Here is a 26,161-nt window from a genome sequence, read left to right as displayed (position 1 = left end):
GGAATATGCAACAGTCAGCCATACCAGTACAAAATAACGACATCATCGCGGCTATTGCCACCCCCCCAGGCCGGGGGGGTGTCGGAATAATCAGGATTTCCGGAACAAACCTGGAACCGTTTGCCCGGAATCTCCTGGGCAAACTTCCCGAACCGCGTTACGCCGGACTGTTCAATTTCCTTGACCAAAGCCAACAGGTTATCGATCAGGGAATTGCACTATACTTCCGCTCCCCGAATTCCTACACTGGTGAAGACGTACTGGAACTGCAGGGCCACGGCGGCCCCGCTGTCATGGGTCTGTTACTGGATCGCTGCCTGCAACTGGGTGCTCGACTGGCAGAACCGGGTGAATTCACTTTACGTGCCTTTCTCAGCAATAAACTTGATCTTGCCCAGGCCGAAGCTGTGGCAGATCTGATTGAAGCCAGTACCACCAGCGCCGCGCGCTGTGCAGTACGCTCGCTACAGGGAGAATTCTCCTCAACCATCCACCAGCTGGTAAACGCCCTGACTGATCTGCGTGTGCTGGTCGAGGCCACACTCGATTTTCCGGAAGAAGAAATCGATTTCCTCCAATCTGCTCATGCTGTCGAACAGCTGGCCGCCATCCAGACAAAGCTGGAACAGGTACTGGCCGCTTCTCGTCAGGGGAATATGCTGCAGGAAGGTATCAAGGTCGTATTGGCAGGTCAGCCCAATGTGGGTAAATCCAGCCTGCTCAACCGGCTTGCCGGTGATGAAATTGCTATCGTCACTGATATCCCCGGGACCACCAGAGATACCATTCGGCAATCCATCGAGATCGAAGGCATCCCGCTCCATCTCATTGACACCGCCGGGTTAAGAGAAACCAGTGATATTGTTGAGCAGCACGGTATTGCCCGCACCTACGCAGCAATCGAACAGGCCGATCTGGTATTACTGCTGGTGGACAGCCGCTATGGCATAACAGAGGAAGATCGTTCAGTACTGGCGCGCCTGCCACATCGGCTGCCTGTACTCACTGTCCACAACAAAATTGATCTGACTGCCCTGCCGCCACACGTAGCAGAAAATGCATCTGGCACAGCCGTTTATCTTTCTGTCAAAAATGGTGAAGGCATCGCGCTACTACAAACTACTCTGCTTAAAACAGCAGGCTGGCAGGCCAACCTTGCCGGGGAAGGCGCTTATATGGCACGCCAGCGCCATCTGCAAGCGTTATCACGCACAAAAGAACGACTGGAAAGTGCGGCTGTTTGGTTAAAAAACGCCGATCAGCTGGAAATATTCGCCGAAGAATTGCGTCTTGCTCAACAGGCGCTTTCCTCTATTACCGGAGAATTTTCCAGTGATGACCTGTTGGGAGAGATTTTTTCCAGTTTCTGTATTGGAAAATAACAAGCCTTTCTATTCAGTGCACGACAAAGATCGTGTGTCAGGGGTTGGGAAACCGTCTTCAGTTTTTTCCAGATCCCTGTGCTGTTTGGTCCCCCTTGCCCGGCACATTAAAACACTGGCTGATACCGGCCGGATTTCTCTATACGCCAATTATTTCCGGGGATACAAGCGTTCGTGAATTTCTTACAGCTTGTCAAATTCCAGAATTACCTCAAACGGAAAACCTGATCGGCCTCGTCCTTTCTCAACAACCAGCAGTTTTTCCAGATAACAATAAAACTCTGCATGCCCCCACATTAATTTAATCTGCTCGGCAATTCTTGCATAATCCCTGTCAAGAACAGATTCCCGCCCCCCCAGATAAGCAGCGAACTCTTTTATCATGTTCTTCAATGTCATCATCTACTCCCGCCTGGCTATTTCCAAGATAAACATGCTGCAAATATCGACCTGTATTTATTACAACTTTAACGGTAATCAATAGGTGCAACGTACTTTGTATCTGGCCTGCAAGAACCTGTGGGCCATGTCAGAAGCTTATTTTTCATCAAACTGTAACAATCGGTTTCTAGAATAAGCTGGCTCCGCGTATCCGGATTGATATTCAGACAATAAGAATGCCCACACCAGACACCCATCATTCACCTAAAAATTTACGCCATAACTACAAGCGATATCTGAAAGAAAGAACTATCGAGCTGCTCCTGTTCCTGGCTGCCTCTCTTTCTGTTTTCATCACTTTTGCGATTATTTACCTGTTGGTTTCAGAATCGCTGGTATTTTTCGAACATGTTTCCCTGTGGGATTTTCTGACTGATACACAATGGACACCGTTATTTGATGACGCCCACTACGGAATACTTCCACTGGTTTCAGGAACTGCCATCAGCTCGCTGGTTGCACTGGTTATTGCACTCCCTTTTGGCACTATCATTGCCATTTACCTTTCCGAATTCGCCCCTTTTGCGGTAAGAGAAATCGCCAAACCGTTCCTTGAACTGCTTGGAGGTATCCCAACTGTCGTCTACGGGTATTTCGCGTTACTGTTTGTTACACCGCTACTGCAAACTATTCTTCCTGGCCTGCCTGGTTTCAGTCTTCTGTCTGCCGGACTGGTCATGGGAATCATGATCATCCCCTATGTCAGTTCGATGACAGAAGACGCCATGCGTTCCGTGCCCATGCATCTGCGGGAAGGCTCTTATGCCATTGGTGCCACACGTTTTCAAACAGCGATTAAGGTAGTCATGCCTGCCTCCTTATCGGGTATCGCAGCAGCCTACATTCTCGGGATTTCCCGCGCTGTCGGTGAAACCATGGTAGTTGCCATTGCCGCAGGCATGCAGCCCAATCTGGTATGGAATCCCATGGAACCTGCAGCAACCATTACCACCTACATCGTTCAGGTCAGTCTGGGAGATTTGCCGCATGGCAGCATCGGGTACCAGACAATTTTTGCGGCAGGGTTAACACTCCTTCTGCTAACACTGGTTTTCAACATCCTGGGACATTTGCTGCGCAAACGATACCGTGAGGTCTATTGATACCCATGAATCACTCTGACAACCTGAACGAAATACGCGCCATTATTGCGCATCACAAGCGCTGGGATCTGCTGGCACTGATAGCGGGCATTATCGCCCTGATGATCGCGGTTTTGACGTTTATTGCACTGTTTGGGAATATGATTATCGACGGCATGCCACGCCTGAACTGGGAGTTTTTCACTTCTTTTCCATCACGCAAACCGGAAATGGCCGGAATTCTCTCCGCGTGGGTCGGCACTACACTGGTTATGCTGGTGACAGCCGTCGCCGCTGTTCCCCTTGGTGTAGCAGCCGGCGTTTATCTCGAGGAATATGCGCCGAAAAACTTCATCACTGAAATCATTGAAATCAATGTCACCAACCTGGCAGGTGTGCCTTCCATTATTTACGGCCTGCTTGCGCTGGGGCTGTTTGTTTATGAGCTGGGACTGGGTCAGAGCATTCTCTCGGCCGGATTAACATTGGCACTGCTGATTCTGCCAATTGTCATCGTAGCGACTCGTGAAGCAATCCGATCCATCCCCGTTTCCATTCGCGAAGGCGCTTATGCCCTGGGTGCAACCAAATGGCAAACGGTAGCGGACCATGTGTTACCTTATTCTGCAGCCGGTATTATGACAGGCATCATTATCGGGCTGGCGCGCGCAATCGGAGAAACAGCTCCAATCATCACTATCGGTGCACTTACATTTATTGCTTTTCTTCCCCCGTCTCCCCTGCAGGATCAGTTTCCGTTCATATCATTCGAATGGCTGATGGAGCCGTTTACAGTCATGCCAATCCAGATGTTCAACTGGATTTCAAGACCGCAAGAAGCTTTTCAGCATAATGCTGCAGCCGCCGGTCTGGTACTGGTTATCATGACGTTACTGATGAATGGACTGGCTATCTACCTCCGTTACCGTCTACGTAAAAATATCAAGTGGTAAATCACGATTATGCAAATTTTCAAACCGGCCAGCGGCAGCTCTGCTACGGCAATCCAAAAATCTGTAGTTAATAAACTGAATTTTTATTACGGCGGATATCAGGCACTTAAAAATATTGATATGGTGGTTCACGAAAAACAGGTTACTGCCCTGATCGGACCGTCAGGCTGTGGAAAATCAACTTTCCTGCGTTGTTTCAACCGTATGCATGATCTCTACCCGCACAACCGTTATGAGGGAGAAATCATTCTTCATCCGGATAACGAAAATATTCTTTCGCCCGAAGTCGATCCGATTGAAGTCAGAATGCGGATCAGCATGGTGTTTCAGAAACCCAACCCCTTCCCAAAATCAATTTTTGAAAATGTTGCTTATGGATTGAGAATACGGGGAGTCAAACGCCGCTCAATTCTTGAAGAACGTGTGGAAAATGCACTACGTAATGCTGCACTATGGGGAGAAGTCAAAAATCGGCTCGGGGATCTTGCCTTTAATCTTTCAGGCGGTCAGCAACAGCGCTTGTGTATCGCCCGTGCACTGGCGACAGACCCCGAGATTCTGTTATTCGATGAACCCACCTCTGCACTGGACCCAATCGCCACAGCAAGTATCGAGGAATTGATTTCTGACCTCCGAAACAAGGTCACGATCCTGATTGTGACCCACAACATGCAACAGGCCGCCCGGGTATCAGACTACACTGCCTATATGTATATGGGCGAGCTAATCGAATTTGGTGCCACCGATACCATCTTCATTAAACCGAAGAATAAACAGACTGAAGACTACATCACCGGCCGGTTCGGTTAGGACAGGTGAGCCCCCGCCCGGTCCCGCTTAGTCCCATTTGATCCCGCTTACCGCCACACCTTTCATACGGGTTGCGGGGCAATATACCTCATTCGGGTACCCTTTTCTCTTTCTTTATATGCAAGCTGATTCCGAGTGATCACACAGAAAAATCACTCACAACGCGCACGCTTTTCTCAACACATAAGGCAGGATACCGCCGTGGTAGTAGTAATCCACCTCGATCGCGGTATCAATCCGGCAACGCAGCCTGGCTTCCCGGCGTGAACCATCCTGTCTGTAAATAACCAGCACAACTTCCTGTTGCGGCTGAATATTGCCCAGGCCGGGAAGCTCGAACGTCTCATTGCCCTGAATACCAAGTGAACTGACGCTATCACCTTCCATAAACTGCAGTGGTAATACTCCCATGCCTACCAGATTGCTGCGATGGATACGCTCATAACTCTCCGCAACAACCGCTTTGACACCCAGCAGCTGTGTACCCTTTGCTGCCCAGTCACGGCTTGATCCTGTACCGTACTCCTTACCCGCAAATACAATCGTTGGAATTCCATCTCCGATATACCGCATAGCTGCATCGAAGATACTCATTTGTTTTCCTTCAGCATCATCTTTGCTGCGATACAGCGTTACCCCTCCTTCACTGCCGGGGATCATCAGATTTCTGATACGCACATTGGCAAAAGTACCGCGCATCATGATGTGGTGATTGCCGCGACGTGATCCGTAGCTGTTGAAATCTGTCCGGAAAACGCCATGCGCCAGCAAATATTGTCCTGCCGGTGAAGATTCTTTAATCGATCCCGCCGGGCTGATATGGTCGGTCGTGACTGAATCACCGAAGATTGCCAATGCACGAGCGCCGCGAATCACGTCCGGCATTCCGGCCCGATTGATTTCCAGAGAAAAATCTTCAAAAAATGGTGGTTCGGCGATATAGGTGGAATCCGGCCAGTCGTACAATCTGCCGGTAACTGAAGTGATATTGTTCCACAGTGGATGATCTCGGGTGAAATCGCTGTACAGACGACGGAAAGTTTCTGCCTGAGTGGCAAATTTCATCATAGACTCAATTTCAGCACTGCCCGGCCAGATATCATGCAGCCAGACAGGTTTACCATCTTTACCGTCCCCCAGCGGTTCGCGTGTCAGATCTTTCAGCACCGTTCCGGCAATTGCATAGGCCACTACCAATGGCGGAGAAGCAAGAAAATTAGCACGGATATTGGGATGAACACGAGCTTCAAAATTCCGGTTTCCCGATAATACAGCCGCGCATACCAGATCATCCTTGACGACAGTCTCTTCAATCACTTCTGCTAACGGCCCGGAATTTCCGATACAGGTTGTACAACCATAACCAGCAAGGCTGAAGCCCAACTGCTCGAGATAAGGCATCAAACCGGCTGCATTCAGATACTCCGTAACAACCCGGGAGCCAGGCGCAAGCGAGGTCTTGATATGTTTTCTGACCGTCAGGCCTTTCTCCACCGCTTTTTTAGCCAGTAAGCCAGCTGCAATCAGTACGCTTGGATTGGAAGTGTTGGTGCAGGAAGTGATTGCTGCAATCAGTATATCGCCATGGTGCAGCCCGATCGACTGTGCCGGCGCCCCGGTACCGGCAGCCTGCCGTGTGGGATGGTTATTGACCATTTCAACCGCGTTACGTGCGCTGCCCGGCGTAAGTGCCAACTCACTCTGACTGCTGTCGGGTGCGACACAGAGACTGGACTCTGCAGAATTACCATCACGTGTGCAATACGTATTTTGCAGTATTTCGGCCGGCTTGCCGTAACCGTTCTCCTTGATCGGTCTGCTGAACAGCCCGGTAAATTCGGATTTCAGCTCTTTGAGTGCTATCCGGTCCTGTGGACGCTTTGGCCCGGCCAGAGAAGATACAATCGTACCCAGATCCAGCGAGAGCTCCTGACTGTAATCAATTTCTCCCTGGCGTGGCATACCAAACAATCCCTGCACCTTGAAATAACGCTCAAAAGCATCAATCTCTTCATCAGTGCGGCCAGTTTGCCGGAAGTAAGTCAATGTAACTTCATCTACCGGGAAAAAGCCCATAGTCGCACCGTATTCGGGAGCCATATTGGCAATCGTGGCACGATCCGGCAGGCTGAGTGAAGTGGCGCCCTCACCGAAAAATTCGACAAACTTGCCTACTACATTAGCCCGGCGCAACATCTCTGTCACCGTTAGCACCAGATCGGTCGCAGTTACTCCTTCCTGCAGCTGCCCGGTCAGGTTGACACCCACCACATCCGGGGTCAGAAAATAGACCGGTTGTCCCAGCATTCCAGCTTCAGCCTCGATGCCCCCCACCCCCCAGCCCACTACACCGATACTGTTAATCATGGTGGTGTGTGAATCAGTTCCAACCAGTGTATCCGGGTAAACCAGCCCATCCTTCTGATGCACGCCGCGTGCAAGATATTCCAGATTAACCTGATGCACGATACCAATTCCCGGGGGGACTACGCCAAATGTATCGAACGCCTGCATCCCCCATTTAATAAACTGGTAACGTTCCCGATTACGATGGAACTCCACTTCCATGTTGCGGGCCATTGCCTGGCTGTCACCGTAATAATCCACCTGAATTGAATGATCAACTACCAGATCAACCGGTACCAGCGGCTCGATCAGTTCAGCGCCCTTACCCAGCCTTGCAGCGGCACTGCGCATTGCAGCCAGATCAACCAGCAGCGGTACACCAGTAAAATCCTGCAGCACAATGCGCGCCACCACAAATGGGATTTCCTGAGTACGTTCTGCTTTTGGCTGCCAGCCGGCCAGCTGCCTGACATGAACTTCAGTAATCTTCTTTTCGTCATAATTGCGCAATATTGATTCCAGCACGATGCGAATTGAAATCGGCAAACGTGAAACTGTTCCCAAACCAGCCGCCTCGAGCGCCGCCAGCGAATAAAACCGGAGTGCTTTCCCGCTGGAAAGCGATAATGTGCTTAAGCTATTGAATAAGTTATGAGCCATGTTTTAATTCCTTGAATGAAAGACTTTGAGCATTTTGTATTTATGCGGTAACCGATTGAGTTTATCATTCGGCATAGGTCGTAACCAAATACTTGGCCAGGTGCCGGTGGTTACAAGGTCTTTTGTATTTCTGAATAGGAAAATAATGAATATCGGGCAACTGAACAGAAATTACGGAATCGGGAAACAGGTCGTTTTCACAGAAGGAGAAGGTGGCCTGCCTTTTGTCCATGTCAGCAGTGACAAGGCCAGTGCACTGATCTCGGTTTATGCCGGACAAGTGCTTGCATACCGGCCAAAAGGCGTACAGGATGATCTTCTATTTTTAAGCAAGCGTGCTTATTATCAGCCGGGCAAAGCAATCAAGGGCGGTGTCCCAGTCTGCTGGCCCTGGTTTGGCCCTGACCCGGAAGGTCTGGGTCGCCCCGCACATGGCTTTGTACGTAACCGCATGTGGGATGTGATCGAATCATCCACCACACCGGAAGGCGATATTCGCATCGTATTGGGATTAACCGGCACTGAAGAAACACGATCCATCTGGCCCCGTTCATTCATTTTGCGACTGGAAATCACCATTGGCGACACACTCAATCTGGAACTGGTAACCCGTAACTCCGGATCACAGGCATGTACGATTACGCAGGCTTTTCATACTTATTTCAGCGTGGGAGACATTCACCAAACCCATGTGTCCGGCCTGGAAAATACTCGCTATATTGATAAAGTGGATGATAACCTTGAAAAAAATCAAACCGGGGCTGTAACAATTAACGCGGAAGTGGATCGGATTTACCAATCCGTCGGCAGTGATCTCATCATTCACGATATTGCTCACAAGCGCCGTATTTACATTACTTCCAAAGGCAACCGGACAGCCGTGGTGTGGAACCCCTGGGCAAAAATCTCGGTTGAAATGGCAGATCTGGAAGATGATGACTACCTGCACTTTATCTGCGTGGAAACCACCAATGCCGCCATAGACCGAGTACATATTCAGCCTGGCAGCGAATTCCGGCTGGTTGCCAATTACAGGGTTGAACAGGACTGACAATCGGTTCTTATGCCCGTGAACAAGGAAAAACAATGGCACTAAAACTTCATATCATCACCTGCAGCACACGCCCGGGGCGCGTCGGCCCATATATCGCAGAATGGTTTGGTACGGTCGCTAAACAACACGGCAAGTTCGAAACCGTTCCAGTTGATCTGCATGAATTCAACCTGCCGGTATACAACGAACCGGAACACCCTGTACGTCAGCAATATCAGCACGGGCATACCAGAAACTGGGCAGCCAGTGTTCATGCAGCAGATGCCTATGTATTCGTGACGCCGGAATACAATTTTGGTCCGCCACCTTCACTGCTCAACGCACTTAACTATGTTTACAGGGAATGGAATTACAAACCTGCCGGGATTGTGAGCTATGGCGGAGTATCCGGTGGATTGCGCTCAGCACAAATGCTGAAGCAAACACTGACCACTCTGAAAATCATGCCCATGGTGGAGGCTGTAACTATTCAGAACGTCTCCACACTCATTGAAAACAAACACTTTACGCCCGGAGAGTATCACACCAACTCCGCATTAGTGATGCTGGATGAGCTCTACAAATGGGCACAAGCACTCAAAACACTGCGATAACACTACAGCCACCCCTACACACAGGCACTTCCTGCATCGAACAATCTGATGCCACAAATCGCCACAAAAATTCTCCCTGCAACCCAATAAGCAGTCCCGTAAAACAACACAGCCCAGACCTTTAGGGGAAATCTTAAGTATCAACTATTCAGAGACAGAAAATGGCTTCTGTTCCAATCCGGCCATCAGTTTTCGCCTTTGATCAGGGTTCCCACACCTTCATCTGTCAGTATTTCAAGCAAGAGGGCGTGCTGTACTCGCCCATCAATGATATGGCAGGATTTGACACCATTTTTAACCGCATCCAGAGCGGATTTGATTTTGGGCAGCATTCCACCGGATATCGTGCCATCTGCAAACAGCTCATCCACCCGGTTGGCAGTCAGGCCTGTGAGCAGACTGCCATTTTTGTCTAATACACCGGGGGTGTTGGTCATCAGGATCAATTTTTCTGCTTTGAGTGTTTCCGCCAGGCAACCTGCTACCAGATCAGCATTGATATTGTAGGATTCACCATCTTCACCCGTACCAATAGGCGCAATTACCGGAATAAAATCACGACTGTCAAGTAATGTAATCAGGGTGGGATCAATATATTCAATCTCACCTACCTGACCAATGCTGACCCATTTTCCTGCTGTTTCTTTATCCTGGATCATCATTTGTTTAGCTCGAATAAATGATCCGTCTTTTCCGGTTAACCCGACTGCCTGACCGCCATGACGATTGATCAGGTTGACGATTTCCTTGTTAATGAGGCCACCCAGTACCATTTCAACAATATCCATGGTTTCAGCATCAGTTACCCGCATACCCTGTATAAATACTCCTTCCTTGCCAACACGCTTTAGCATCTGATCTATTTGCGGCCCACCGCCATGGACGATGACCGGGTTCATTCCTACCAGTTTCAGCAATACCACATCTCTGGCAAAACTTTGTTTGAGTACTTCCTCAATCATAGCGTTACCACCGTATTTAACTACGATGGTTTTATCGTGAAAACGCCGGATATACGGTAATGCTTCCGCGAGGATTCTGGTTTTTTCGTTTATGGCAGTAGAAGGTTGCATGTCTGAAGGGATAAAGAAATTGAATACGCTGTATCAGGTACAGCCAGGATAAGGTAGTGGTACTGGCGCTGATATTATTCAGCGGTTTACTTGCCGGAAAGATTCGAGCTGCACCAGTGCACGTAAATTCAGCATACGCCAGCGTCTGTCCTGGCGATCACTATATGTACCTGCAACGACAGATCGTCTATCTTCATGATTTTGCTGGCGGGTAAATTCCATTAAGTTTCGAATCCCCAGAACATTTCCGGCCAGTAAGGCATAGCCCGCACCCAAACGGGGTGTGGTCAGAAAGATTCGACTTTTTGTGCTAATACAGGTCGGTTTATTATCAAAATAACCGCTCAAATCACATAAACCATAGACACTGCCACGCACATTGATAACGCCGAGGAACCAGGGCTGCGTCAAAAAAACCGGGGTTATTTTAGGTACGGGCAGTATTTCGCTGATGTCGCTCATGGGCACCAGCCAGCGATCCTCACCAATGGTGATTCCCAGTGCCGGTATGGTGGCCGAAGTTTCCCGAGTTTTTTTGCTGATCTGTTCAACCAGTGATAGCGAATGCCCTGACATGGTATCCATGTGTAATTAATGTAGTAGTTATTGAAATCAATCCAGTCCGGCAATTTTTTGCAGTAATTCTGCAGCCATGACCGGCTTGGTAATATAATTCCGCGCCCCTTGTCTTATCCCCCAGATCTTGTCGGTTTGCTGATCTTTGGTTGTACAGAGAATAACGGGAATATGGCGGGTTGTTGCATCTCGCGCCAGTATGCGTGTTGCCTGATACCCGTTCATTCCCGGCATGACAACATCCATCAGCACCAGATCCGGCCGGATTTCCCTGACTTTGTTAACACCTTCTTCACCACTTTCTGCTATATCCACCTGATACCCGTTTTTGATCAATATGTCAGAAATAATATAGCGATCTGTCGGTGAATCATCGACTACCAATATCGTTCTGACTGTCATGTGTGATTCTCTATAGAACACTTCATTTTCATCCACACAATATGCAGCGTTTTAATAAATACCTGAAATAACCTGAACTGGAACAAGTAACAGGTTCGTATTCTAAAGTGTTGTCTACAGACAATAAAGATCAAAGGTTAGCAATCAGCAAGGTTAATCCGGTGTTAGACTACACACTGATATTTTCAGGGTTGCTCAATTGAACCCCTGTACTTTACAAAATACCTGGCAGCTTTCAGGTCGCCGGTCCGGGCAAGTAACCGTAAATCCATTGCAGATCCTTATTCGCCATGCAAAATACTTTCATCAAGCTGATATTGTGGGTACAAGCGCTACATCTTCTGACAGGTTGTGTACCGGTAGTTTTAACCGGTGTTGGCGTCGGCGCTGGTGCCGGTACGTTAATGGTTGAAGATCGCCGCAGTAGCGGAACATATATTGAAGACGAAGGGATTGAACTTAAAACAAGCCGTAGAATTGGTGAGCGTCTGGGTGATAAGGTTCACGTGAATGTCACCAGTTTTAATCGCAGTGTTCTGCTAACTGGTGAAGCACCCAATGAATCTGTAAGAAAAGAAGCAGAGAAACTGGCAATGAGCATTGAAAATGTACGGCACATTTCCAACGAAATTATTATCGCACCAAAAAGTTCATTAGCTTCACGCAGCAATGACGCACTGATCACTTCCAAAGTTAAAACTCGTTTTATTAATAACAAGGTATTTCAGGTCAATCACATTAAGGTAGTTACTGAAAATGGTGTGGTGTATTTACTGGGACTGGTTAAACGAAAGGAAGGTGAAACTGCCACACGCATTGCCAGTACCACGGAAAGCGTAACAAGAGTAGTAAAAGTATTTGAATATTTGGATTAAACCTTATCAATCCCTTAGGATCTCCTGAGCCTTCTTTGGCAATTACAAATGCTGCCTGCGAAGTTCACGGAATTACTCCAGAAACTGATTCCTCCCGAGCGCATCTACTTCGACCCGGTAGATTGTTACGCTTACGCTTACGATAACAGCAGGAAGTTTTTCCCTCCCGAGTGCGTTATATTTCCACTGACTACGGATGAAGTTGCAGAAACAATTCGGCTGTGTAATCAGTTTAATGTTCCTTTAACACCGCGTGGACGTGGTACCGGTACAGCTGGTGGCTGCCTGGCTGAAATGGGTGGCGCTACACTCTCACTGGAACGGATGATCCGAATCTTGTCCATTGATATTCCCAACCGGGTACTAATTACTGAGCCTGGGGTTTTAAATGATGCTGTCCAGTCTGTTATCAAACCTTATGGTTTTTTCTGGCCACCCGACCCATCCAGTGCAGCATTCTCAACAGTCGGCGGCAATCTTGCCACCAGCGCAGGTGGACCGCACGCAGTTAAATACGGAACAACACGAGATCATGTACTGGGGTTAATCGCGGTAACAGGCAAAGGCGATATGATTAAAACCGGCTGCTATACCACCAAAGGGGTTGTCGGCTATGATCTGACCCGCTTACTGATAGGATCAGAAGGCACACTGGCTGTTATAACGGAAATCACACTTAAGCTCACTCCATTACCCGCAGCTAAAAGTGGGCTTGTTGCACATTACCGGGATGCTGATAGCTGTGCCTTAGCAATCGTCTCTATCATGAAAGAGTCACGAGGGCCAAGTGCTCTTGAATTTCTGGATTCCGGCTCTCTCAATCTTATTCGCACCAGGAATCCAATACTATTACCAGATGATTCTCAAGCCATGCTGATGATTGAAGTGGATGGCACAGAGTATGAAATCCTGGAAACCACCGACAGGCTTCTGGCAGCCTGTCAGAATTCAGGATTACTAAAAGCCACCCCTGTTCAGAATACGGCTGAGTTATGGAAAGCCAGGAAGATACTGTCCCCCCTACTGCGGGATATAGCACCCAAGAAAATCAATGAAGATATTGTGGTACCGGTTGATAAAATCCCTCTGTTACTATCCGGGTTATCCATGCTATGCAAACAACATCAAATTGCAAATGTAAATTTTGGGCATGCCGGAAACGGGAATATTCACGTCAATCTGCTTATTGACCCGGATAATGCCAATGAAGGTAAACGAGCTTATCAATGCCTGAATCAAATCTTTGACTTGGTCATTAGCCTCAAAGGAACACTTTCAGGCGAGCATGGGGTTGGCTCCGAAAAACGGCCCTATATCAGCAAGGAGATTGATAACACTACACTCACACTGATGAAGCAGATCAAACTGACCTTTGATCCTAACAATATTCTGAACCCGGGCAAATTATTTCCTTAAACCTCCGAGCCAATAAAAATGGCCCCGCCTTAGTACAAAACGGGGCCACTTTCAACTAATCCCAATTTCCCGGATTAGATATGAATATAGTGGTCTACCAGCAATGCTGTAAAAAGTAACGCCAGATAAGCAATGGAGTACCGGAAAGCTTCCCGGGCAAGTTGGTCCGAGTAACTTAAATAAATCTTGACTGCATAGTATAAAAATACTGCATCAAGAATAAGAACACTTACCAGATAAATTAAACCACTCATCTGAGTAAGATAAGGCAAAACTGTTATTACACAAAGGATGATAGTGTAGAGTAACACATGCAGGCGAGTAAACTCATCTCCATGTGTTACCGGAAGCATTGGCATACCAATTTTTGCATAATCCGATTTGCGATAAAGCGCAAGCGCCCAGAAATGGGGCGGTGTCCATGCAAAAATAATTAAAAACAGTAACAATGCATCTGCTGAAACCTCACCTGTAATTGCTGCCCAGCCAAGTACAGGCGGCATTGCTCCGGATGCACCTCCAATCACAATATTTTGAGGAGTAAGCGGTTTTAATATTACCGTATAAATAATTGCATACCCCACAAAAGTACCTAAAGTCAGCCACATCGTTAACGGATTAACCCACTGATGAAGCAGAAACAACCCTGCCCCACCAACCAGCACAAGAAAGAAAAGTGTTTCAGGAACACTTACCTTTCCCTGAGGTAAAGGCCTTCCCTTAGTGCGCGCCATGATGGCATCAAATTTATATTCGACAAGACAATTAAGTGCTGCTGCTGCACCAGCAACAAGTGAAATCCCAATTGTTCCAAAAATTAGCTTATCTAAAGGCACTGCACCAGGGACAGACAGAAACATCCCTATCACAGCTGTAAATACAATAAGAGATACTACGCGCGGCTTCGTAAGTCGATAAAACTGCTGAATACGTGCCGATGTTTGTTGCCATGCCAAAGAACTTGTAGCCATAACATAAACCTCACATTCTTTTTAAAAATTCAGACTGATAACGTCTGTTTTTCCACACCGATCCAAGTCAGTGCCCTAACTTTATTATTAAAATATTCAGCTAATGTTCCGGATGAGAAAGCTTTATTAATCTCTTTAAATCACCGACTATTTTCTGAGCATCAGGCTTGTTAGGGTATCTCATCATCAAGTTACCCATAGGGTCCACTACATAAATATGATCTTCAGGTCTGGCCTCAAATGGAAATTCCTTTAACAGATCTCTGCCATTCGCTAATACCAGCCTGGTTCCTTTGTATTTGCTGATTACTTCCTGAGAAGGTTTAATATCATCGTTAATTAACCAAATTCGCTGAACTTTATCCTTATCAACATGTTGGGCTAAACGAGCCTGACGTATCATATACAGCTTCTCTTGGCAGTATGCATCACATTGGCCTGAGTCGATCATTATTAAACTCCAGACCCCCTTTAACTGTCTCGAACGAAAAATCGTATTATCTAAAAGGTTTGTTGCTTCTCCCTGTAGTGGCTTAACTTCGAGCAGCTCACCATAATTAATGGTGTGGCCCGGCCGGAAATTTGCTCTGTGCAAGTACGAAGATATTACTATTGGCGATAGTATTACCAGCGCCATCAAAATTAGTTTCAGTCGACTACGTAATACTTTTTCGTTTGACATTTAATACTATGTAGATAATTAAGGTCACAGCAGCGAGGGAAAACCACTGAAAAGCATAACCTGTATTTCTTGAAGATCCGGAATCAGGTTTATCCCACTGTCTTATTAAGTTATCCTCTGGCGTTTCATTCTGCTGTAACAGCAGGAAAGGCTGAAAAGTTAAACCTGTCTGGTTTTGATAACTATCCAGGCTGAAATTCTGCCAAACCCTGCCTGTATACTGCTTATCCGATAACGACAAAGTCCGGATCGACGGCGGCACTACAGTTCCCGTTAGCTTGATCAAACCTTCCGGAGTAAAAATATTTGGTAAAACTGATCGGTTGTTACCTACGGCTACCCAACCCCGATTAACCAGCACATAATTTGTCGAGTTCACTTGGCGAAGCGGCGTAAGCACGTGATAACCAGCCATCCCCTGATACGTTTTATTATCAAGAAGTATGGTACGCTCGGCTTCGAAATACCCGCTAACATCCACCCGATGGTACAAAAAATCATCCAGCTTTATTAATGAATCGGGGATATTTACAGGTGGAAGCTGGGCATAATATTCAAGTTGTGCAAAGCTGGACTCTTTTTCCTCCGCTCTGGATAACTGCCAGAATCCTAATTTTAAAAATAAAGCAATAGCTAATATTGCCGCTAAAGTTGACCATAACGGTGGCCTAAATTGTTGTTTGGACATCAGTATGGTCAAACAAATAAGCTAAGCACTTTGTCAAAGGTTCAACTCCTTATCTAAAAAGAGTTGAACCTCATTGTTTTACAACGATGATTTCTCAGATTTTTTGCTCAATTTCTATCTGTCTGCTACAGCAAATAGACAAAAATAAACAAACCTAACCAGACAACGTCAACGAAGTGCCAGTACCAGGCCACTCCTTCAAATCCAAAATGATGCTCTGGCTTGAAATGACCTGAAAGACATCTGAAAAATATAGATATCAGCATAATTGTCCCAACCGTTACATGAAACCCGTGAAAACCGGTCAACATAAAAAATGTTGATCCATAAGCTCCACTGGTCATCTTCAGGTTTAATTCTGAATATGCATGTGCATACTCATATATCTGGAAACAAAGAAAAGTTATACCCAAGGCAATTGTCGCAAACAGCCATAATTTCAGAGCACCACGATCATTTTTCTTTAACGCCCAGTGCGCAAGCGTAAGCGTTACACCCGAAGTTAACAGTAGCAGGGTATTAATGGCCGGTATCCCCCAAGCGCCCATCGGAGTAAATTTCTCATCAAAACCAGGCCCGGCAGTTGGCCATCCGCCAGAATAACCTGGCCAGAGTAATGCCTGATCAGCATCTGTTAACCAAGGCACCGACAGTACGCGCATATAAAATAAAGCACCAAAGAATGATGCAAAGAACATGACTTCGGAAAAAATAAACCACCCCATACTCCATCTGAATGATTTGTCTTCTTGAGCCTTATACTTACCAGCCTCACTTTCCCGAGCAACTTCTCTAAACCACCCAAAAATCAGAAAGGCCAGTATCACCAGACCCGTTATCAACATGCCATAACCAAGTGGCAGTTTGCTCATCGTAAATGCTGCACCAAACCCCATAAAAAAAAGAGCGGTAGAGCCTATGATCGGCCACTTGGATGGGGCAGGTACGTAATAACCCGTTCCTTGACTCATTTAATCTTCCTCCTTGTTATTAATTTAACCTGTTACAAACTTGACAACTGACAAAACACTAAAAATAAAAATAGCACCACCAATCAAGCCGCCAATTATTATTTGAACGGGTTTGATCCTGGCCGCATCACGTTCCAAATCACTCTTCTTCCTAATCCCGATAAACGAAAAAAATATTGCCTCTGCCACCTGAAATACTGTTGCCTTATCTTCAGCCTTATGAGGATCCATATTCTCTTTTTTCATTTACTGCTTAATCTGTCTTTACTTTGAAAAAAGTGTAGGAAATCGTAGCCGCATGTATATCCGCTGGTACCTCAGGATCAATCAAGAACCTAACAGACAACTGCTTCACTTCCTTGCCTTGTAACTCTTGTTTTGTAAAACAAAAACACTCTATTTTTTTCAGATATCTTTCTAAATTTTTAGGTGTGTAACTCGGAATAGCTTGCCCCACTTCTAAATTATCTGATTCATTACTGATCTCATACATAACCTCCGTAAGTTTCCCCGGATGGATCTGAACGCTATTCTGCAAGGGCCTGAACTTCCAGGAAAGCCCGCGTATGTTCGCATCCAGCAATAAATCTATAACTCTCGTACTATCTATTTCTGTATTTCTAGCCAGTGAATCCGGACGCTCCAGTTCATATATCCCGGTTACTTCACAAAACTTCTTATACAACGGAACAAGCGCGTACCCAAAACCAAACATGAATACACTAAAGATCAATAATTTTTTTAATACATCTATGTTGGTTTTGGTTACGTCTTGTTTCATTGCTGTTTAAATATAACAGTTGCAATATAAACCGCTAGCGCCATAGCTACCAGAATCAATGCAGTTTTTACCTTTCTGCGCTTTAACTCTGCATCGTCATTTTCAGACATTGAGAATATCCTGCTTATTTAACAACAGGAGGATGCTCAAAGCTGTGATACGGTGCTGGCGACGGCAGATGCGTCCACTCCAGTGTGGTAGCACCTTCCCAGGTTTTATCAGCAGCTTTCTCACCACCTTTCACACACTTAATAACAATGTATGCAAACAGGAGCTGAGTCAGCCCGAATCCAAATGCACCAATACTTGAAATCATATTGAAATCAGCAAATTGCAGTGCATAATCCGGAATTCTGCGTGGCATGCCAGCCAAACCAAGGAAATGCTGCACGAAGAACGCTACATTAAAGAAAATCATTGACAACCAGAAATGCCATTTACCTAATGTTTCGTCGTACATGTGACCAGTCCACTTTGGCAGCCAGTAGTAAGCGCCAGCAAACAGCGCAAACAGTGCACCAGAAACCAGAACATAATGAAAATGTGCGATGACATAGTACGTATCCTGTACCTGAATATCTATAGGTACGATTGCGCACACGACACCACTGAAACCACCAATAACAAACAGAAAAATGAATCCAATCGAAAACAGCATTGGAACTTCAAATGTCATGGCACCCCGCCACATTGTGGCTGTCCAGTTAAATACCTTAACACCGGTTGGAACAGCAATCAGCATAGTTGCATACTGGAAAAACAGCTGACCAACTACTGGCATACCAGCCGTAAACATATGGTGAGCCCATACAAAACAGGACAGCAGCGCAATTGATGCTGTTGCATAAACCATTGAAGAATAACCAAACAACGGCTTACGTGAAAAGGTTGGAATGATCTCCGAAATAACACCAAATGCCGGAAGGATCATGATATATACCTCTGGATGACCGAAGAACCAGAAAATGTGCTGGAACATTACCGGATCGCCACCACCAGCAGCATTAAAGAAGCTCGTACCAAAGTTACGATCTGTCAGTACCATTGTGACAGCACCAGCAAGAACAGGCATTACCAGCACCAGCAGATATGCGGTAATCAGCCAGGTCCACACAAACATTGGCATCTTCATCAAGGTCATACCTGGTGCGCGCATATTCAATATGGTCGTGATAATGTTGATCGAACCCATAATTGAAGACATACCCAGTATATGAACAGCAAACAGCATCATATCCGTACCCATACCACCTTGCGTGGAAAGTGGTGGATAGAACGTCCAGCCACCTGCAGCTGCTCCACCAGGTACAAAAAACGAAGTGATCAACAGCAAAGCTGCTACAGGCAGTAACCAGAAACTCCAATTATTCAAGCGTGCAAACGCCATATCCGGAGCCCCGATCATCAACGGTATTTGCCAGTTTGCAAAACCAACCCATGCCGGCATAACCGCCCCAAACACCATGATTAAACCATGCAGTGTCGTAAACGAATTAAATACTTCGGGTTCCAGTATTTGGATACCCGGCATAAATAATTCCGCCCTGATACCCATTGCCAGAAAACCACCTACAAACAACATAGCGAGACTGAAACACAAATACATGGTTCCAATATCTTTATGATTGGTTGTAGTCAACCAGCGCATTATCCCCGTCGGATGATCATGGCCATGATCATGGCCATGTACGTCTTGTATTACTGCCATTATCTTTTCTCCTTTACACTAACTTATTCCAAATCTCAAAATTTACCTGTAAATCAGTTTTTAGCTGCTTCATTCTCGACAAATGCAGTTTTCACAGCAGATGCAGAAGCACTTTTATGATTTTCAGCCACCCATTGTGTATATTTTTCCGGCTCCATCACCTCGACTACAATTGGCATAAATCCATGCTCTTTTCCACATAATTCTGCGCATTGACCACGGTATACACCAGGTTTTTCAACTGTAAACCATGCGTCACGAATATAGCCTGGTATTGCATCCTGTTTAACCCCGAATGCAGGCACCCACCATGCATGAATCACATCATTTGCCGTCATCAGGATTCTTATTTTCTTCCCCGCAGGGACCACCACGCGGTTATTCACCTCCAAAAGGTAGTTTTCTCCTTTTGGCGATTGATTACGAATTTGATCCTGTGAAGTCAATAACTGGCTGTAGAAACTAATTCCCTCTCCCTCTCCCTGAATGTAGTCATAGCCCCACATCCACTGATATCCCGTAGCTTTGATAGTGATATCTGACTCACTTGTATCTTTCATCTCAATTACGGTTTTGGTGGCGGGCCACGACATCGCAACCAGAATCAATACCGGTATCGCCGTCCAAATAAACTCGACAATCGTACTATGATGAAAATTAGCTGCCTTATAACCTACTGATTTACGATGTTTTAAAATTGAATACCCCATTACACCAAAAACACCAATAAATATTACCAAGCAAATCCATAAAGCCATGATGTGTTGATCATAGGTCTGTTGTGCTATGGGTGTTTGAGGATCTTGAAAATTATATTTGCTTGAAACAGCAACACTCGAATAAAAACCCAGAATTAAAACACTTGACAGCATTGCCATCAACTTACTACCGCTCATATCTTACCCCCCCACATTAATTACTAAATCAATAACTACACCCCATCTGTGACCATGGAATGTCTACACCCAACTGTTGCCTTTATCGGCTTCTGTTTATCTCTCGCCAGATATAAAAATAAAAAACCTGGCGACAGCTTTTTTGGGGCAATGTTAGCATTCGAATGCTACCAGCACAAGGAAGAAAATCATGATTCTTATAGATAAATTACCACGCTACCGCCAGGGGAATTAACCGGTTTTTACCCTGCAAGATTCTTTTTAACAGAATATTTCGTATCCCACACTCACCGATGTTGCTTGCACAAGCTTAGTTTATTCATAGATATTATTAATACATTCATTAATCCCACTTTACCATTGCGGGTTTAATTTTATTCCCCAATGTCCAGACCTCAGTCATAAGCAATAAAACTCCAAAAATTGCGTCTCGGGGCCATCCGAACAGTCTGTCAGTTTTATTTACATAAGCAGATACCGGCGAATGAACTCATCTTATTAGTTCTTACAAATCAACATCATAATTATTAGGCATACAAATTGCTTTATTAATAAAGCAGTAGTCATGGATTGCCGTAATAGCGATGAAACCAGGGTTTTATGCAGCATCCATTCCCAAACAACATGACATAGCGTCGTACTGCTGTGTACTGATGTTTTGTCAGCTGCGGGTGGAAACAAGATAAAAAATTTTAGCGATACAAATATTGATTCACTATCTTTACGGTGTTTTGAAATGAAAAAAAAGACGATCAGAATAGTTTGTGCAACAGCGCTCCTAACTGCTGTATTAACTCTTGGCCAGCAAATGTTTACAAAAGATCGGGACGCTCGTGGTGATCAGTCTGCCAGCACCCGTCCAAGCCCTGTGACAAATATCACTGCTCGCGGTCACAGCAGCACACCCAGAATCAGAAATGAAGCAGAAATTATCGGTATCGGAGAAGGTATCAGTAATTTACCCATTGGGAATAGCGATGTTGCCCTGGTAAAGGAACCTGCTATCGATAACGGAGACAGTCTCAGTAATGGCGAGAATGACTATATTGCCTATAACCCCGGGTATAACGAGGAAATTACGGGCTATCATGGTCTAAAAAATGATAATTCAGCCCATACCGGCCCGAGTACGGGTGCCCTTCACGGAGCCGCCGGATTTCCCTCGAAAAAAACAGATCAGCCTTATACAAGCCCGATCGGAAATGCGGGTAATGGAGGAGGAGGCTATGTTGGTCCTGGTGCCGGAAAAGATAGAAAAAATGTGGAAAATGAACACGATACCAGCAATACTCCCGGTACGGACACCAGTCCTAATGCGGACCGCGGCGACAGCAAGCCCAATGGCAATGATAACAAACCGACTGGTACCCAAAAACCATCAGATAAAGAAGCTCCAACCGGCACAGGTACAGATGCGGACGGTACCACAGACCCCAAAGATAAAGCCGACACCAGCCCGGGTGACAGCACACCTGCCAATAAAGATCAAAGTAAAGATCAAGCCGTTCCGAGCGGCTCACCAGACACAGAGAACCAGACCCTCCCCCATTTTAGTGACTGCCCTCCCGGTCAGCTGGGCAATATCTTCTGCTCACCAGTTCCCACTCAAAAAATTGGCAATCAGGGCCACGAGGGAGAAAAAATATCGGACACTCCGGGAGAAACGACTGTTTCCGAGCCCGCTGGCATCTTGCTGATCGGGCTGGGTGGAATAGTGTTGCTGTGGTCACAACGCAGAATCAGTCAAAGCTGATTTATCGGCGATAAATCAGACCTCAAGATTGGCAGATATGTTTACAGCATATCTGCCACCAATCGCAGAAACCAATCCGGAAGATATGGCATACTCCCCCTTTACTTTCTAATACCGGGGAAGTTTTTTTGTGTCCAGCTATGAATTCCTGATTGGGTTACGTTATACACGCGCCAAACGCCGCAATCATTTTATTTCCTTTATTTCGCTGATTTCGCTACTGGGGATGACGCTGGGCATGACGGCACTAATTACTGTCATGTCAGTCATGAATGGTTTTCACAAGGAAGTGCGTGCGCGTATTCTCGGTGTAGCTTCGCATGCACAGATCGGTAGTTATCAGGGCAGTTTATATGATTGGGAAAAAATCGGGGAGATCGCCACTCGAGACCCGCGAGTTGAAGCAATCGCCCCCTATATTGATGCACAGGGTATGCTTTCGCATAACAGTATGGTACGTGGCGTAATGGTACGAGGTATTTTACCGGAAGATGAAAACAAGGTAGCCGACTTTGCCGGAAAAATGGTGATAGGAGGCCTGAATCAACTCGTACCGGGAAAGTTCGGTATTGTAATAGGTCAGGAGCTGGCACGTAACCTGAACGCATTTATCGGTGACAAAATCGTGCTGATTTCTCCGCAGGGCCAGATTACGCCTGCTGGAATACTCCCGCGCCTGAAGCAGTTTACTATCACCGGTATTTTTGATGTCGGACACTTTGAGTATGATTCCGGACTGGCATTGATCCATCTGACCGATGCACAAAAACTTTACCACATGGCACCCAATCAGGTTTCCGGTGTACGGCTCAAACTACATGATATGTTTGAAGCACCACAGGTCATTCAGGATCTGACTGCCGTGCTGCCTGGCGACCTGTATCTTACTGACTGGACACAACAGCACGCCAACTATTTTCGGGCCATTCAGATCGAAAAACGCATGCTTTCACTGATCCTCGCGCTGATTATTGCAGTAGCAGCATTCAACATTGTTTCCACGCTGGTCATGGCGGTAACCGACAAACAGTCCGATATCGCGATCTTGCGCACACTGGGAGCGAGCTCTGGCAGCATTATGAAAATATTCATCATACAGGGCGCGCTGATCGGTATTCTTGGAACACTGCTGGGGTTGCTCGGCGGAGTGCTGCTGGCCTATAACGTTGGCGATGTTATTGCGTTTATTGAACATATGTTCAACATTCAGTTTCTATCACAGGAGGTTTACTACATCAGCAAAATTCCTTCTGACCCACAGTTAACCGATATTGTGACAGTTGCAGCAGTTTCCCTGGTTCTGACACTGCTGGCTACACTCTATCCCAGCTATCGTGCATCAAAAGTCAATCCGGCTGAGGCGTTGCGCTATGAGTAGCATTATTATCGCCTGCCGTGATTTGTATAAAAGTTATTTCCAGGGTGAAATTGAAGTTCCCGTACTGCATGGCATCAATCTGCAGGTAAATGAAGGTGAAATGATCGCAATTGTCGGTGCTTCCGGCTCAGGCAAGAGCACCCTGCTGCATTTATTGGGAGGGTTGGATAAACCGACGCGCGGAGAAGTCACGTTGCTGGATAAAAAATTTACCACCATCAGCGAAACGGAACGCAGCTCGCTGCGCAACCATGCGCTCGGTTTCGTCTATCAGTTCCACCACCTGCTGCCCGAATTCAGCGCCCAGGAAAACGTAGCCATGCCGCTGTTCATTCGTCGTATGGATAAAAAGGCAGCGATGGAGCAGGCCGCAGCAATGCTGCAGCGGGTCGGCCTGGGACACCGGCTTACCCATACTCCCGGTGAATTATCCGGCGGAGAACGTCAGCGGGCAGCAATTGCACGTGCATTAGTCACCCGGCCAGCCTGCGTGCTGGCGGATGAACCGACCGGCAACCTTGACCGGCACACAGCTGAAGCAGTATTCAACCTTATGCTTGAGCTCAATCATGAAGCCAATGCGGGGCTGGTAATTGTCACCCACGACACCCAACTGGCCAGTCGTGCAAATCGCACATTACAGCTGGTAGATGGCTCGCTGATATAACTCCCTGAAACCAGCTCTCTGTATCTTATGCAGGATCTGTTTTTTCCCCCGCCTTTTCATCCAGCGTGCGCAAATAAGCAAGTTTCTCACCAATCCTGGTTTCCAGCCCGTGGGTAGTCGGCCGATAAAACCGGACACTCGGCATACCTTCAGGAAAATAATTCTCTCCGGCAGCATAGGATTCCGGTTCATCATGCGCGTAACGATAAGCTGCACCGTGACCCATCTCGCGCATCAATTTAGTGGGCGCATTACGTAAATGTACCGGAACCGGGCGGGAAATATCCTCCTTTATAAAGGCTTGTGCCTGTTTATACGCCACATAAGCAGCATTGCTTTTTGGTGCACAGGCCAGATAAAGCGCAGCCTGCGCCAATGCCAGCTCACCTTCAGGACTGCCCAGCCGCTCAAACACTTCACAAGCGTTCAATGCCAGCGTTAATGCACGCGGATCAGCCAGCCCGATATCCTCCGTGGCAGTACGAATCAGTCTTCTGCCGATGTAACGCGGATCGGCACCGCCATCGAGCATACGACACAGCCAGTAAAGAGTCGCATCAGGAGAAGAGCCGCGAATCGATTTATGCAATGCTGAAATCTGATCATAAAAGGTATCACCGCCTTTATCGAACTGACGAATATTGCGCGCCAGTATTCTGCCCAAATAATCAGCATCAATTTTTATGATTGCCTCAGTCTCTGCCGCATTTCGCACCTGCTCCAGCAAATTCAGCAAACGGCGCGCATCTCCATCCGCAAACTCTGTCAGCAACTCAACAGCGGTATTGTCAAACTGCAAGTCCGGTACCGTAAGACTGCAGGCACGTTCAAATAACTGGCATAGCTCCTGACTGGAAAGCGCTTTCAGTGCATATACCTGAGCGCGAGACAATAATGCACTGTTAACTTCAAATGAAGGATTCTCAGTAGTGGCGCCAATAAAAGTAATCAACCCCTGCTCTACATAAGGCAGAAAAGCATCCTGTTGCGCCTTGTTAAAGCGATGAACCTCGTCTACGAACAGCAGGGTCGCCCTGCCTGTACGCTGCAGTGTGATCTGGGCACGCTCAACTGCTTCCCGGATATCTTTTACACCGGACAATACAGCAGAAATGGCAATAAATTCGGCATCAAATGCGTGTGCCATAAGCCGTGCCAAAGTAGTTTTACCACTGCCGGGCGGCCCCCAGAGAATCATGGAATATGGCTTGCCTGATTCGAAAGCCAGTCGCAAAGGCTTGCCGGCGCCCAACAGGTGAGATTGCCCGATCACATCGCCCAATACCCGCGGGCGTAAACGCTCAGCCAGCGGAACAGCTGGATTTTGGGCCATACAGGAATCAGTCACGAATTACATCCACCCCTTCCGGTGGTGCAAATTGAAATAAATCGGATGTGAGTACCGGATTTTCCTCAATCCCGGAGAAAATCAGCCATGTCACCTGACCAAAACTGTCACGCAAAACCATTTCCCGTAAATTACCGGTTTTTGAAAATCCCAGTCGGATCAACTCAAACGAATTTTCCTGATTTTTGGGAATCGCCTCCAGCCATTCTGTATCCCCCTGCACTTCGATTTCATGCAGGTTAAAGTCACGCTCGATAGTATTACCACCTGCAAGCAGTGCTGCCGGCGTACTGCCTAAAGCCTGGTCAAGCCGGTGCACCGTAACCTGGGCAAGATCCTGATCGTAAAACCATACCTGCCTGCCATCACCAACGATCAACTGCTGGTAAGGTTGTTCATATATCCAGCGAAATTTCCCGGGGCGCTCGAACATCATACTGCCACTCGCCTTCTTGATAATCTGGAAATTTTTATCGAGCAATGTCTGGGAAAAATCAGCTCGAAAGGTGAGCGCCTTGTTTACAAAAGATTTAAGGCTTTCAATTGCATTCGCTTTTGCCGGTAATGGCAACAGACACGCTGACAGCACAATCACTAAAAATAAACGGGGCATAATAAATTATCTGATTAAGTTGGTTAATCGGATACAGGCATA

The 26,161-nt window shown here is 46.7% G+C and carries 26 protein-coding genes; 11 read left to right on the top strand and 15 right to left on the bottom strand.

Annotated elements, in window-relative coordinates; translation table 11 throughout:
- Window positions 1-5: 5 nt before the first annotated feature.
- Entirely contained in the window at window positions 6-1,382 is a 1,377-nt protein-coding gene (mnmE, locus tag IT527_RS09160) for a tRNA uridine-5-carboxymethylaminomethyl(34) synthesis GTPase MnmE (RefSeq protein WP_292968232.1), read from the top strand.
- 183 nt (window positions 1,383-1,565) lie between these two features.
- Here the strand turns inward: mnmE and IT527_RS09155 are convergent, their stop codons facing one another.
- The gene (locus IT527_RS09155; protein WP_292968231.1) at window positions 1,566-1,784 is read right to left on the bottom strand and encodes a hypothetical protein; all 219 of its coding nucleotides are present in this window, start codon (window positions 1,782-1,784) and stop codon (window positions 1,566-1,568) included.
- 215 nt (window positions 1,785-1,999) lie between these two features.
- Between IT527_RS09155 and pstC the strand changes: the two genes are divergently transcribed.
- Genes pstC through pstB form a run of 3 tightly spaced genes read left to right on the top strand, consistent with a single transcriptional unit; the run spans window position 2,000 to window position 4,668 of the window.
- Window positions 2,000-2,926 carry a phosphate ABC transporter permease subunit PstC gene (gene pstC, locus IT527_RS09150; protein WP_292968230.1) on the top strand — a complete coding sequence of 309 codons (927 nt, stop codon included), beginning with the start codon at window positions 2,000-2,002 and terminating at the stop codon, window positions 2,924-2,926.
- Window positions 2,927-2,931: 5 nt separating this feature from the next.
- Window positions 2,932-3,858, top strand: a complete 927-nt coding sequence (gene pstA / locus IT527_RS09145) for a phosphate ABC transporter permease PstA (protein WP_292968229.1) — start codon at window positions 2,932-2,934, stop codon at window positions 3,856-3,858.
- Window positions 3,859-3,867: 9 nt separating this feature from the next.
- Window positions 3,868-4,668: a phosphate ABC transporter ATP-binding protein PstB gene (gene pstB, locus IT527_RS09140; RefSeq protein ID WP_292968228.1), complete on the top strand. Its 801-nt coding sequence runs from the start codon at window positions 3,868-3,870 to the stop codon at window positions 4,666-4,668.
- Window positions 4,669-4,824: 156 nt separating this feature from the next.
- Here the strand turns inward: pstB and IT527_RS09135 are convergent, their stop codons facing one another.
- Complete coding sequence (locus IT527_RS09135; RefSeq protein WP_292968227.1) at window positions 4,825-7,674, bottom strand: aconitate hydratase; 2,850 nt, start codon at window positions 7,672-7,674, stop codon at window positions 4,825-4,827.
- Window positions 7,675-7,819: 145 nt separating this feature from the next.
- Between IT527_RS09135 and IT527_RS09130 the strand changes: the two genes are divergently transcribed.
- The gene (locus IT527_RS09130) at window positions 7,820-8,725 is read left to right on the top strand and encodes a D-hexose-6-phosphate mutarotase (protein WP_292968226.1); all 906 of its coding nucleotides are present in this window, start codon (window positions 7,820-7,822) and stop codon (window positions 8,723-8,725) included.
- A gap of 35 nt (window positions 8,726-8,760) precedes the next feature.
- The gene (locus tag IT527_RS09125; RefSeq protein ID WP_292968225.1) at window positions 8,761-9,321 is read left to right on the top strand and encodes an NAD(P)H-dependent oxidoreductase; all 561 of its coding nucleotides are present in this window, start codon (window positions 8,761-8,763) and stop codon (window positions 9,319-9,321) included.
- A gap of 185 nt (window positions 9,322-9,506) precedes the next feature.
- Here the strand turns inward: IT527_RS09125 and argB are convergent, their stop codons facing one another.
- From argB to IT527_RS09110, 3 genes are all read right to left on the bottom strand, one after another.
- Window positions 9,507-10,394 carry an acetylglutamate kinase gene (gene argB / locus IT527_RS09120; RefSeq protein ID WP_292968224.1) on the bottom strand — a complete coding sequence of 296 codons (888 nt, stop codon included), beginning with the start codon at window positions 10,392-10,394 and terminating at the stop codon, window positions 9,507-9,509.
- 78 nt (window positions 10,395-10,472) lie between these two features.
- Window positions 10,473-10,979 carry a chemotaxis protein CheW gene (locus IT527_RS09115; protein ID WP_292968223.1) on the bottom strand — a complete coding sequence of 169 codons (507 nt, stop codon included), beginning with the start codon at window positions 10,977-10,979 and terminating at the stop codon, window positions 10,473-10,475.
- Window positions 10,980-11,006: 27 nt separating this feature from the next.
- Window positions 11,007-11,372, bottom strand: coding sequence for a response regulator (locus IT527_RS09110; protein ID WP_292968254.1), 366 nt, complete (start codon window positions 11,370-11,372; stop codon window positions 11,007-11,009).
- 290 nt (window positions 11,373-11,662) lie between these two features.
- Between IT527_RS09110 and IT527_RS09105 the strand changes: the two genes are divergently transcribed.
- Both IT527_RS09105 and IT527_RS09100 read left to right on the top strand, forming a co-directional pair.
- A complete protein-coding gene (locus IT527_RS09105; protein ID WP_292968222.1) occupies window positions 11,663-12,247 on the top strand; it encodes a BON domain-containing protein in 585 nt (194 codons plus the stop codon).
- A 48-nt stretch (window positions 12,248-12,295) separates the two neighbouring features.
- Window positions 12,296-13,663, top strand: coding sequence for an FAD-linked oxidase C-terminal domain-containing protein (locus IT527_RS09100; protein WP_292968221.1), 1,368 nt, complete (start codon window positions 12,296-12,298; stop codon window positions 13,661-13,663).
- Window positions 13,664-13,737: 74 nt separating this feature from the next.
- On the opposite strand, the gene cyoE is transcribed toward IT527_RS09100, so the two are convergent.
- The 8 genes from cyoE to coxB form a co-directional block, all read right to left on the bottom strand.
- Window positions 13,738-14,634 (bottom strand): heme o synthase, encoded by an 897-nt coding sequence (gene cyoE, locus IT527_RS09095; RefSeq protein ID WP_292968220.1) that lies wholly within the window; start codon window positions 14,632-14,634, stop codon window positions 13,738-13,740.
- A gap of 100 nt (window positions 14,635-14,734) precedes the next feature.
- Complete coding sequence (locus tag IT527_RS09090; RefSeq protein WP_292968219.1) at window positions 14,735-15,085, bottom strand: hypothetical protein; 351 nt, start codon at window positions 15,083-15,085, stop codon at window positions 14,735-14,737.
- 205 nt (window positions 15,086-15,290) lie between these two features.
- Window positions 15,291-16,004: an SURF1 family protein gene (locus tag IT527_RS09085; RefSeq protein ID WP_292968218.1), complete on the bottom strand. Its 714-nt coding sequence runs from the start codon at window positions 16,002-16,004 to the stop codon at window positions 15,291-15,293.
- Between the two features lie 125 nt (window positions 16,005-16,129).
- Window positions 16,130-16,975, bottom strand: a complete 846-nt coding sequence (locus IT527_RS09080) for a cytochrome c oxidase subunit 3 (protein WP_292968217.1) — start codon at window positions 16,973-16,975, stop codon at window positions 16,130-16,132.
- A gap of 24 nt (window positions 16,976-16,999) precedes the next feature.
- Window positions 17,000-17,221, bottom strand: coding sequence for a DUF2970 domain-containing protein (locus tag IT527_RS09075; RefSeq protein ID WP_292968216.1), 222 nt, complete (start codon window positions 17,219-17,221; stop codon window positions 17,000-17,002).
- Window positions 17,222-17,228: 7 nt separating this feature from the next.
- Entirely contained in the window at window positions 17,229-17,756 is a 528-nt protein-coding gene (locus IT527_RS09070; protein WP_292968215.1) for a cytochrome c oxidase assembly protein, read from the bottom strand.
- Window positions 17,757-17,880: 124 nt separating this feature from the next.
- Window positions 17,881-19,464 carry a cytochrome c oxidase subunit I gene (gene ctaD / locus IT527_RS09065; protein ID WP_292968214.1) on the bottom strand — a complete coding sequence of 528 codons (1,584 nt, stop codon included), beginning with the start codon at window positions 19,462-19,464 and terminating at the stop codon, window positions 17,881-17,883.
- A 53-nt stretch (window positions 19,465-19,517) separates the two neighbouring features.
- Window positions 19,518-20,360, bottom strand: a complete 843-nt coding sequence (gene coxB, locus IT527_RS09060) for a cytochrome c oxidase subunit II (RefSeq protein WP_292968213.1) — start codon at window positions 20,358-20,360, stop codon at window positions 19,518-19,520.
- An 808-nt stretch (window positions 20,361-21,168) separates the two neighbouring features.
- Here coxB and IT527_RS09055 point away from each other — a divergent pair.
- The 3 genes from IT527_RS09055 (at window position 21,169) to lolD (ending at window position 24,158) form a co-directional block, all read left to right on the top strand.
- A complete protein-coding gene (locus IT527_RS09055) occupies window positions 21,169-22,113 on the top strand; it encodes a hypothetical protein (RefSeq protein WP_292968212.1) in 945 nt (314 codons plus the stop codon).
- Window positions 22,114-22,243: 130 nt separating this feature from the next.
- Window positions 22,244-23,491: a lipoprotein-releasing ABC transporter permease subunit gene (locus IT527_RS09050; RefSeq protein ID WP_292968211.1), complete on the top strand. Its 1,248-nt coding sequence runs from the start codon at window positions 22,244-22,246 to the stop codon at window positions 23,489-23,491.
- Window positions 23,484-24,158, top strand: coding sequence for a lipoprotein-releasing ABC transporter ATP-binding protein LolD (gene lolD, locus IT527_RS09045; RefSeq protein WP_292968210.1), 675 nt, complete (start codon window positions 23,484-23,486; stop codon window positions 24,156-24,158). Before IT527_RS09050 ends, lolD begins: the two co-directional genes overlap by 8 nt.
- Window positions 24,159-24,183: 25 nt before the next feature.
- Here lolD and IT527_RS09040 read toward each other — a convergent pair whose 3' ends face one another.
- Together IT527_RS09040 and lolA are read right to left on the bottom strand one after the other, a co-directional pair.
- The gene (locus tag IT527_RS09040) at window positions 24,184-25,491 is read right to left on the bottom strand and encodes a replication-associated recombination protein A (protein ID WP_292968209.1); all 1,308 of its coding nucleotides are present in this window, start codon (window positions 25,489-25,491) and stop codon (window positions 24,184-24,186) included.
- Window positions 25,492-25,498: 7 nt separating this feature from the next.
- A complete protein-coding gene (lolA, locus tag IT527_RS09035) occupies window positions 25,499-26,119 on the bottom strand; it encodes an outer membrane lipoprotein chaperone LolA (RefSeq protein ID WP_292968208.1) in 621 nt (206 codons plus the stop codon).
- Window positions 26,120-26,161 lie beyond the last annotated feature (42 nt).

It is taken from the genome of Nitrosomonas sp. (genome assembly GCF_020852615.1).
GTDB lineage: Bacteria > Pseudomonadota > Gammaproteobacteria > Burkholderiales > Nitrosomonadaceae > Nitrosomonas.
This window is presented reverse-complemented; position numbering and strand designations above follow the sequence as displayed.

What these genes read in the sequence shown, in the direction of transcription:
- pstC (WP_292968230.1), top strand. Translation starts at nt 2,000, where the DNA reads ATGCCCACACCAGACACCCATCATTCACCTAAAAATTTACGCCATAAC.
- ctaD (WP_292968214.1), bottom strand. Translation starts at nt 19,464, where the DNA reads ATGGCAGTAATACAAGACGTACATGGCCATGATCATGGCCATGATCAT.
- IT527_RS09090 (WP_292968219.1), bottom strand. Translation starts at nt 15,085, where the DNA reads ATGATCGACTCAGGCCAATGTGATGCATACTGCCAAGAGAAGCTGTAT.
- mnmE (WP_292968232.1), top strand. Translation starts at nt 6, where the DNA reads ATGCAACAGTCAGCCATACCAGTACAAAATAACGACATCATCGCGGCT.
- argB (WP_292968224.1), bottom strand. Translation starts at nt 10,394, where the DNA reads ATGCAACCTTCTACTGCCATAAACGAAAAAACCAGAATCCTCGCGGAA.
- IT527_RS09100 (WP_292968221.1), top strand. Translation starts at nt 12,296, where the DNA reads ATGCTGCCTGCGAAGTTCACGGAATTACTCCAGAAACTGATTCCTCCC.
- IT527_RS09070 (WP_292968215.1), bottom strand. Translation starts at nt 17,756, where the DNA reads ATGAAACAAGACGTAACCAAAACCAACATAGATGTATTAAAAAAATTA.
- IT527_RS09130 (WP_292968226.1), top strand. Translation starts at nt 7,820, where the DNA reads ATGAATATCGGGCAACTGAACAGAAATTACGGAATCGGGAAACAGGTC.
- lolD (WP_292968210.1), top strand. Translation starts at nt 23,484, where the DNA reads ATGAGTAGCATTATTATCGCCTGCCGTGATTTGTATAAAAGTTATTTC.
- IT527_RS09085 (WP_292968218.1), bottom strand. Translation starts at nt 16,004, where the DNA reads ATGTCCAAACAACAATTTAGGCCACCGTTATGGTCAACTTTAGCGGCA.
- IT527_RS09155 (WP_292968231.1), bottom strand. Translation starts at nt 1,784, where the DNA reads ATGATGACATTGAAGAACATGATAAAAGAGTTCGCTGCTTATCTGGGG.
- lolA (WP_292968208.1), bottom strand. Translation starts at nt 26,119, where the DNA reads ATGCCCCGTTTATTTTTAGTGATTGTGCTGTCAGCGTGTCTGTTGCCA.
- cyoE (WP_292968220.1), bottom strand. Translation starts at nt 14,634, where the DNA reads ATGGCTACAAGTTCTTTGGCATGGCAACAAACATCGGCACGTATTCAG.
- coxB (WP_292968213.1), bottom strand. Translation starts at nt 20,360, where the DNA reads ATGAGCGGTAGTAAGTTGATGGCAATGCTGTCAAGTGTTTTAATTCTG.
- IT527_RS09075 (WP_292968216.1), bottom strand. Translation starts at nt 17,221, where the DNA reads ATGAAAAAAGAGAATATGGATCCTCATAAGGCTGAAGATAAGGCAACA.
- IT527_RS09135 (WP_292968227.1), bottom strand. Translation starts at nt 7,674, where the DNA reads ATGGCTCATAACTTATTCAATAGCTTAAGCACATTATCGCTTTCCAGC.
- pstB (WP_292968228.1), top strand. Translation starts at nt 3,868, where the DNA reads ATGCAAATTTTCAAACCGGCCAGCGGCAGCTCTGCTACGGCAATCCAA.
- IT527_RS09110 (WP_292968254.1), bottom strand. Translation starts at nt 11,372, where the DNA reads ATGACAGTCAGAACGATATTGGTAGTCGATGATTCACCGACAGATCGC.
- IT527_RS09125 (WP_292968225.1), top strand. Translation starts at nt 8,761, where the DNA reads ATGGCACTAAAACTTCATATCATCACCTGCAGCACACGCCCGGGGCGC.
- IT527_RS09055 (WP_292968212.1), top strand. Translation starts at nt 21,169, where the DNA reads ATGTTTACAAAAGATCGGGACGCTCGTGGTGATCAGTCTGCCAGCACC.
- pstA (WP_292968229.1), top strand. Translation starts at nt 2,932, where the DNA reads ATGAATCACTCTGACAACCTGAACGAAATACGCGCCATTATTGCGCAT.
- IT527_RS09040 (WP_292968209.1), bottom strand. Translation starts at nt 25,491, where the DNA reads ATGGCCCAAAATCCAGCTGTTCCGCTGGCTGAGCGTTTACGCCCGCGG.
- IT527_RS09080 (WP_292968217.1), bottom strand. Translation starts at nt 16,975, where the DNA reads ATGAGTCAAGGAACGGGTTATTACGTACCTGCCCCATCCAAGTGGCCG.
- IT527_RS09105 (WP_292968222.1), top strand. Translation starts at nt 11,663, where the DNA reads ATGCAAAATACTTTCATCAAGCTGATATTGTGGGTACAAGCGCTACAT.
- IT527_RS09115 (WP_292968223.1), bottom strand. Translation starts at nt 10,979, where the DNA reads ATGGATACCATGTCAGGGCATTCGCTATCACTGGTTGAACAGATCAGC.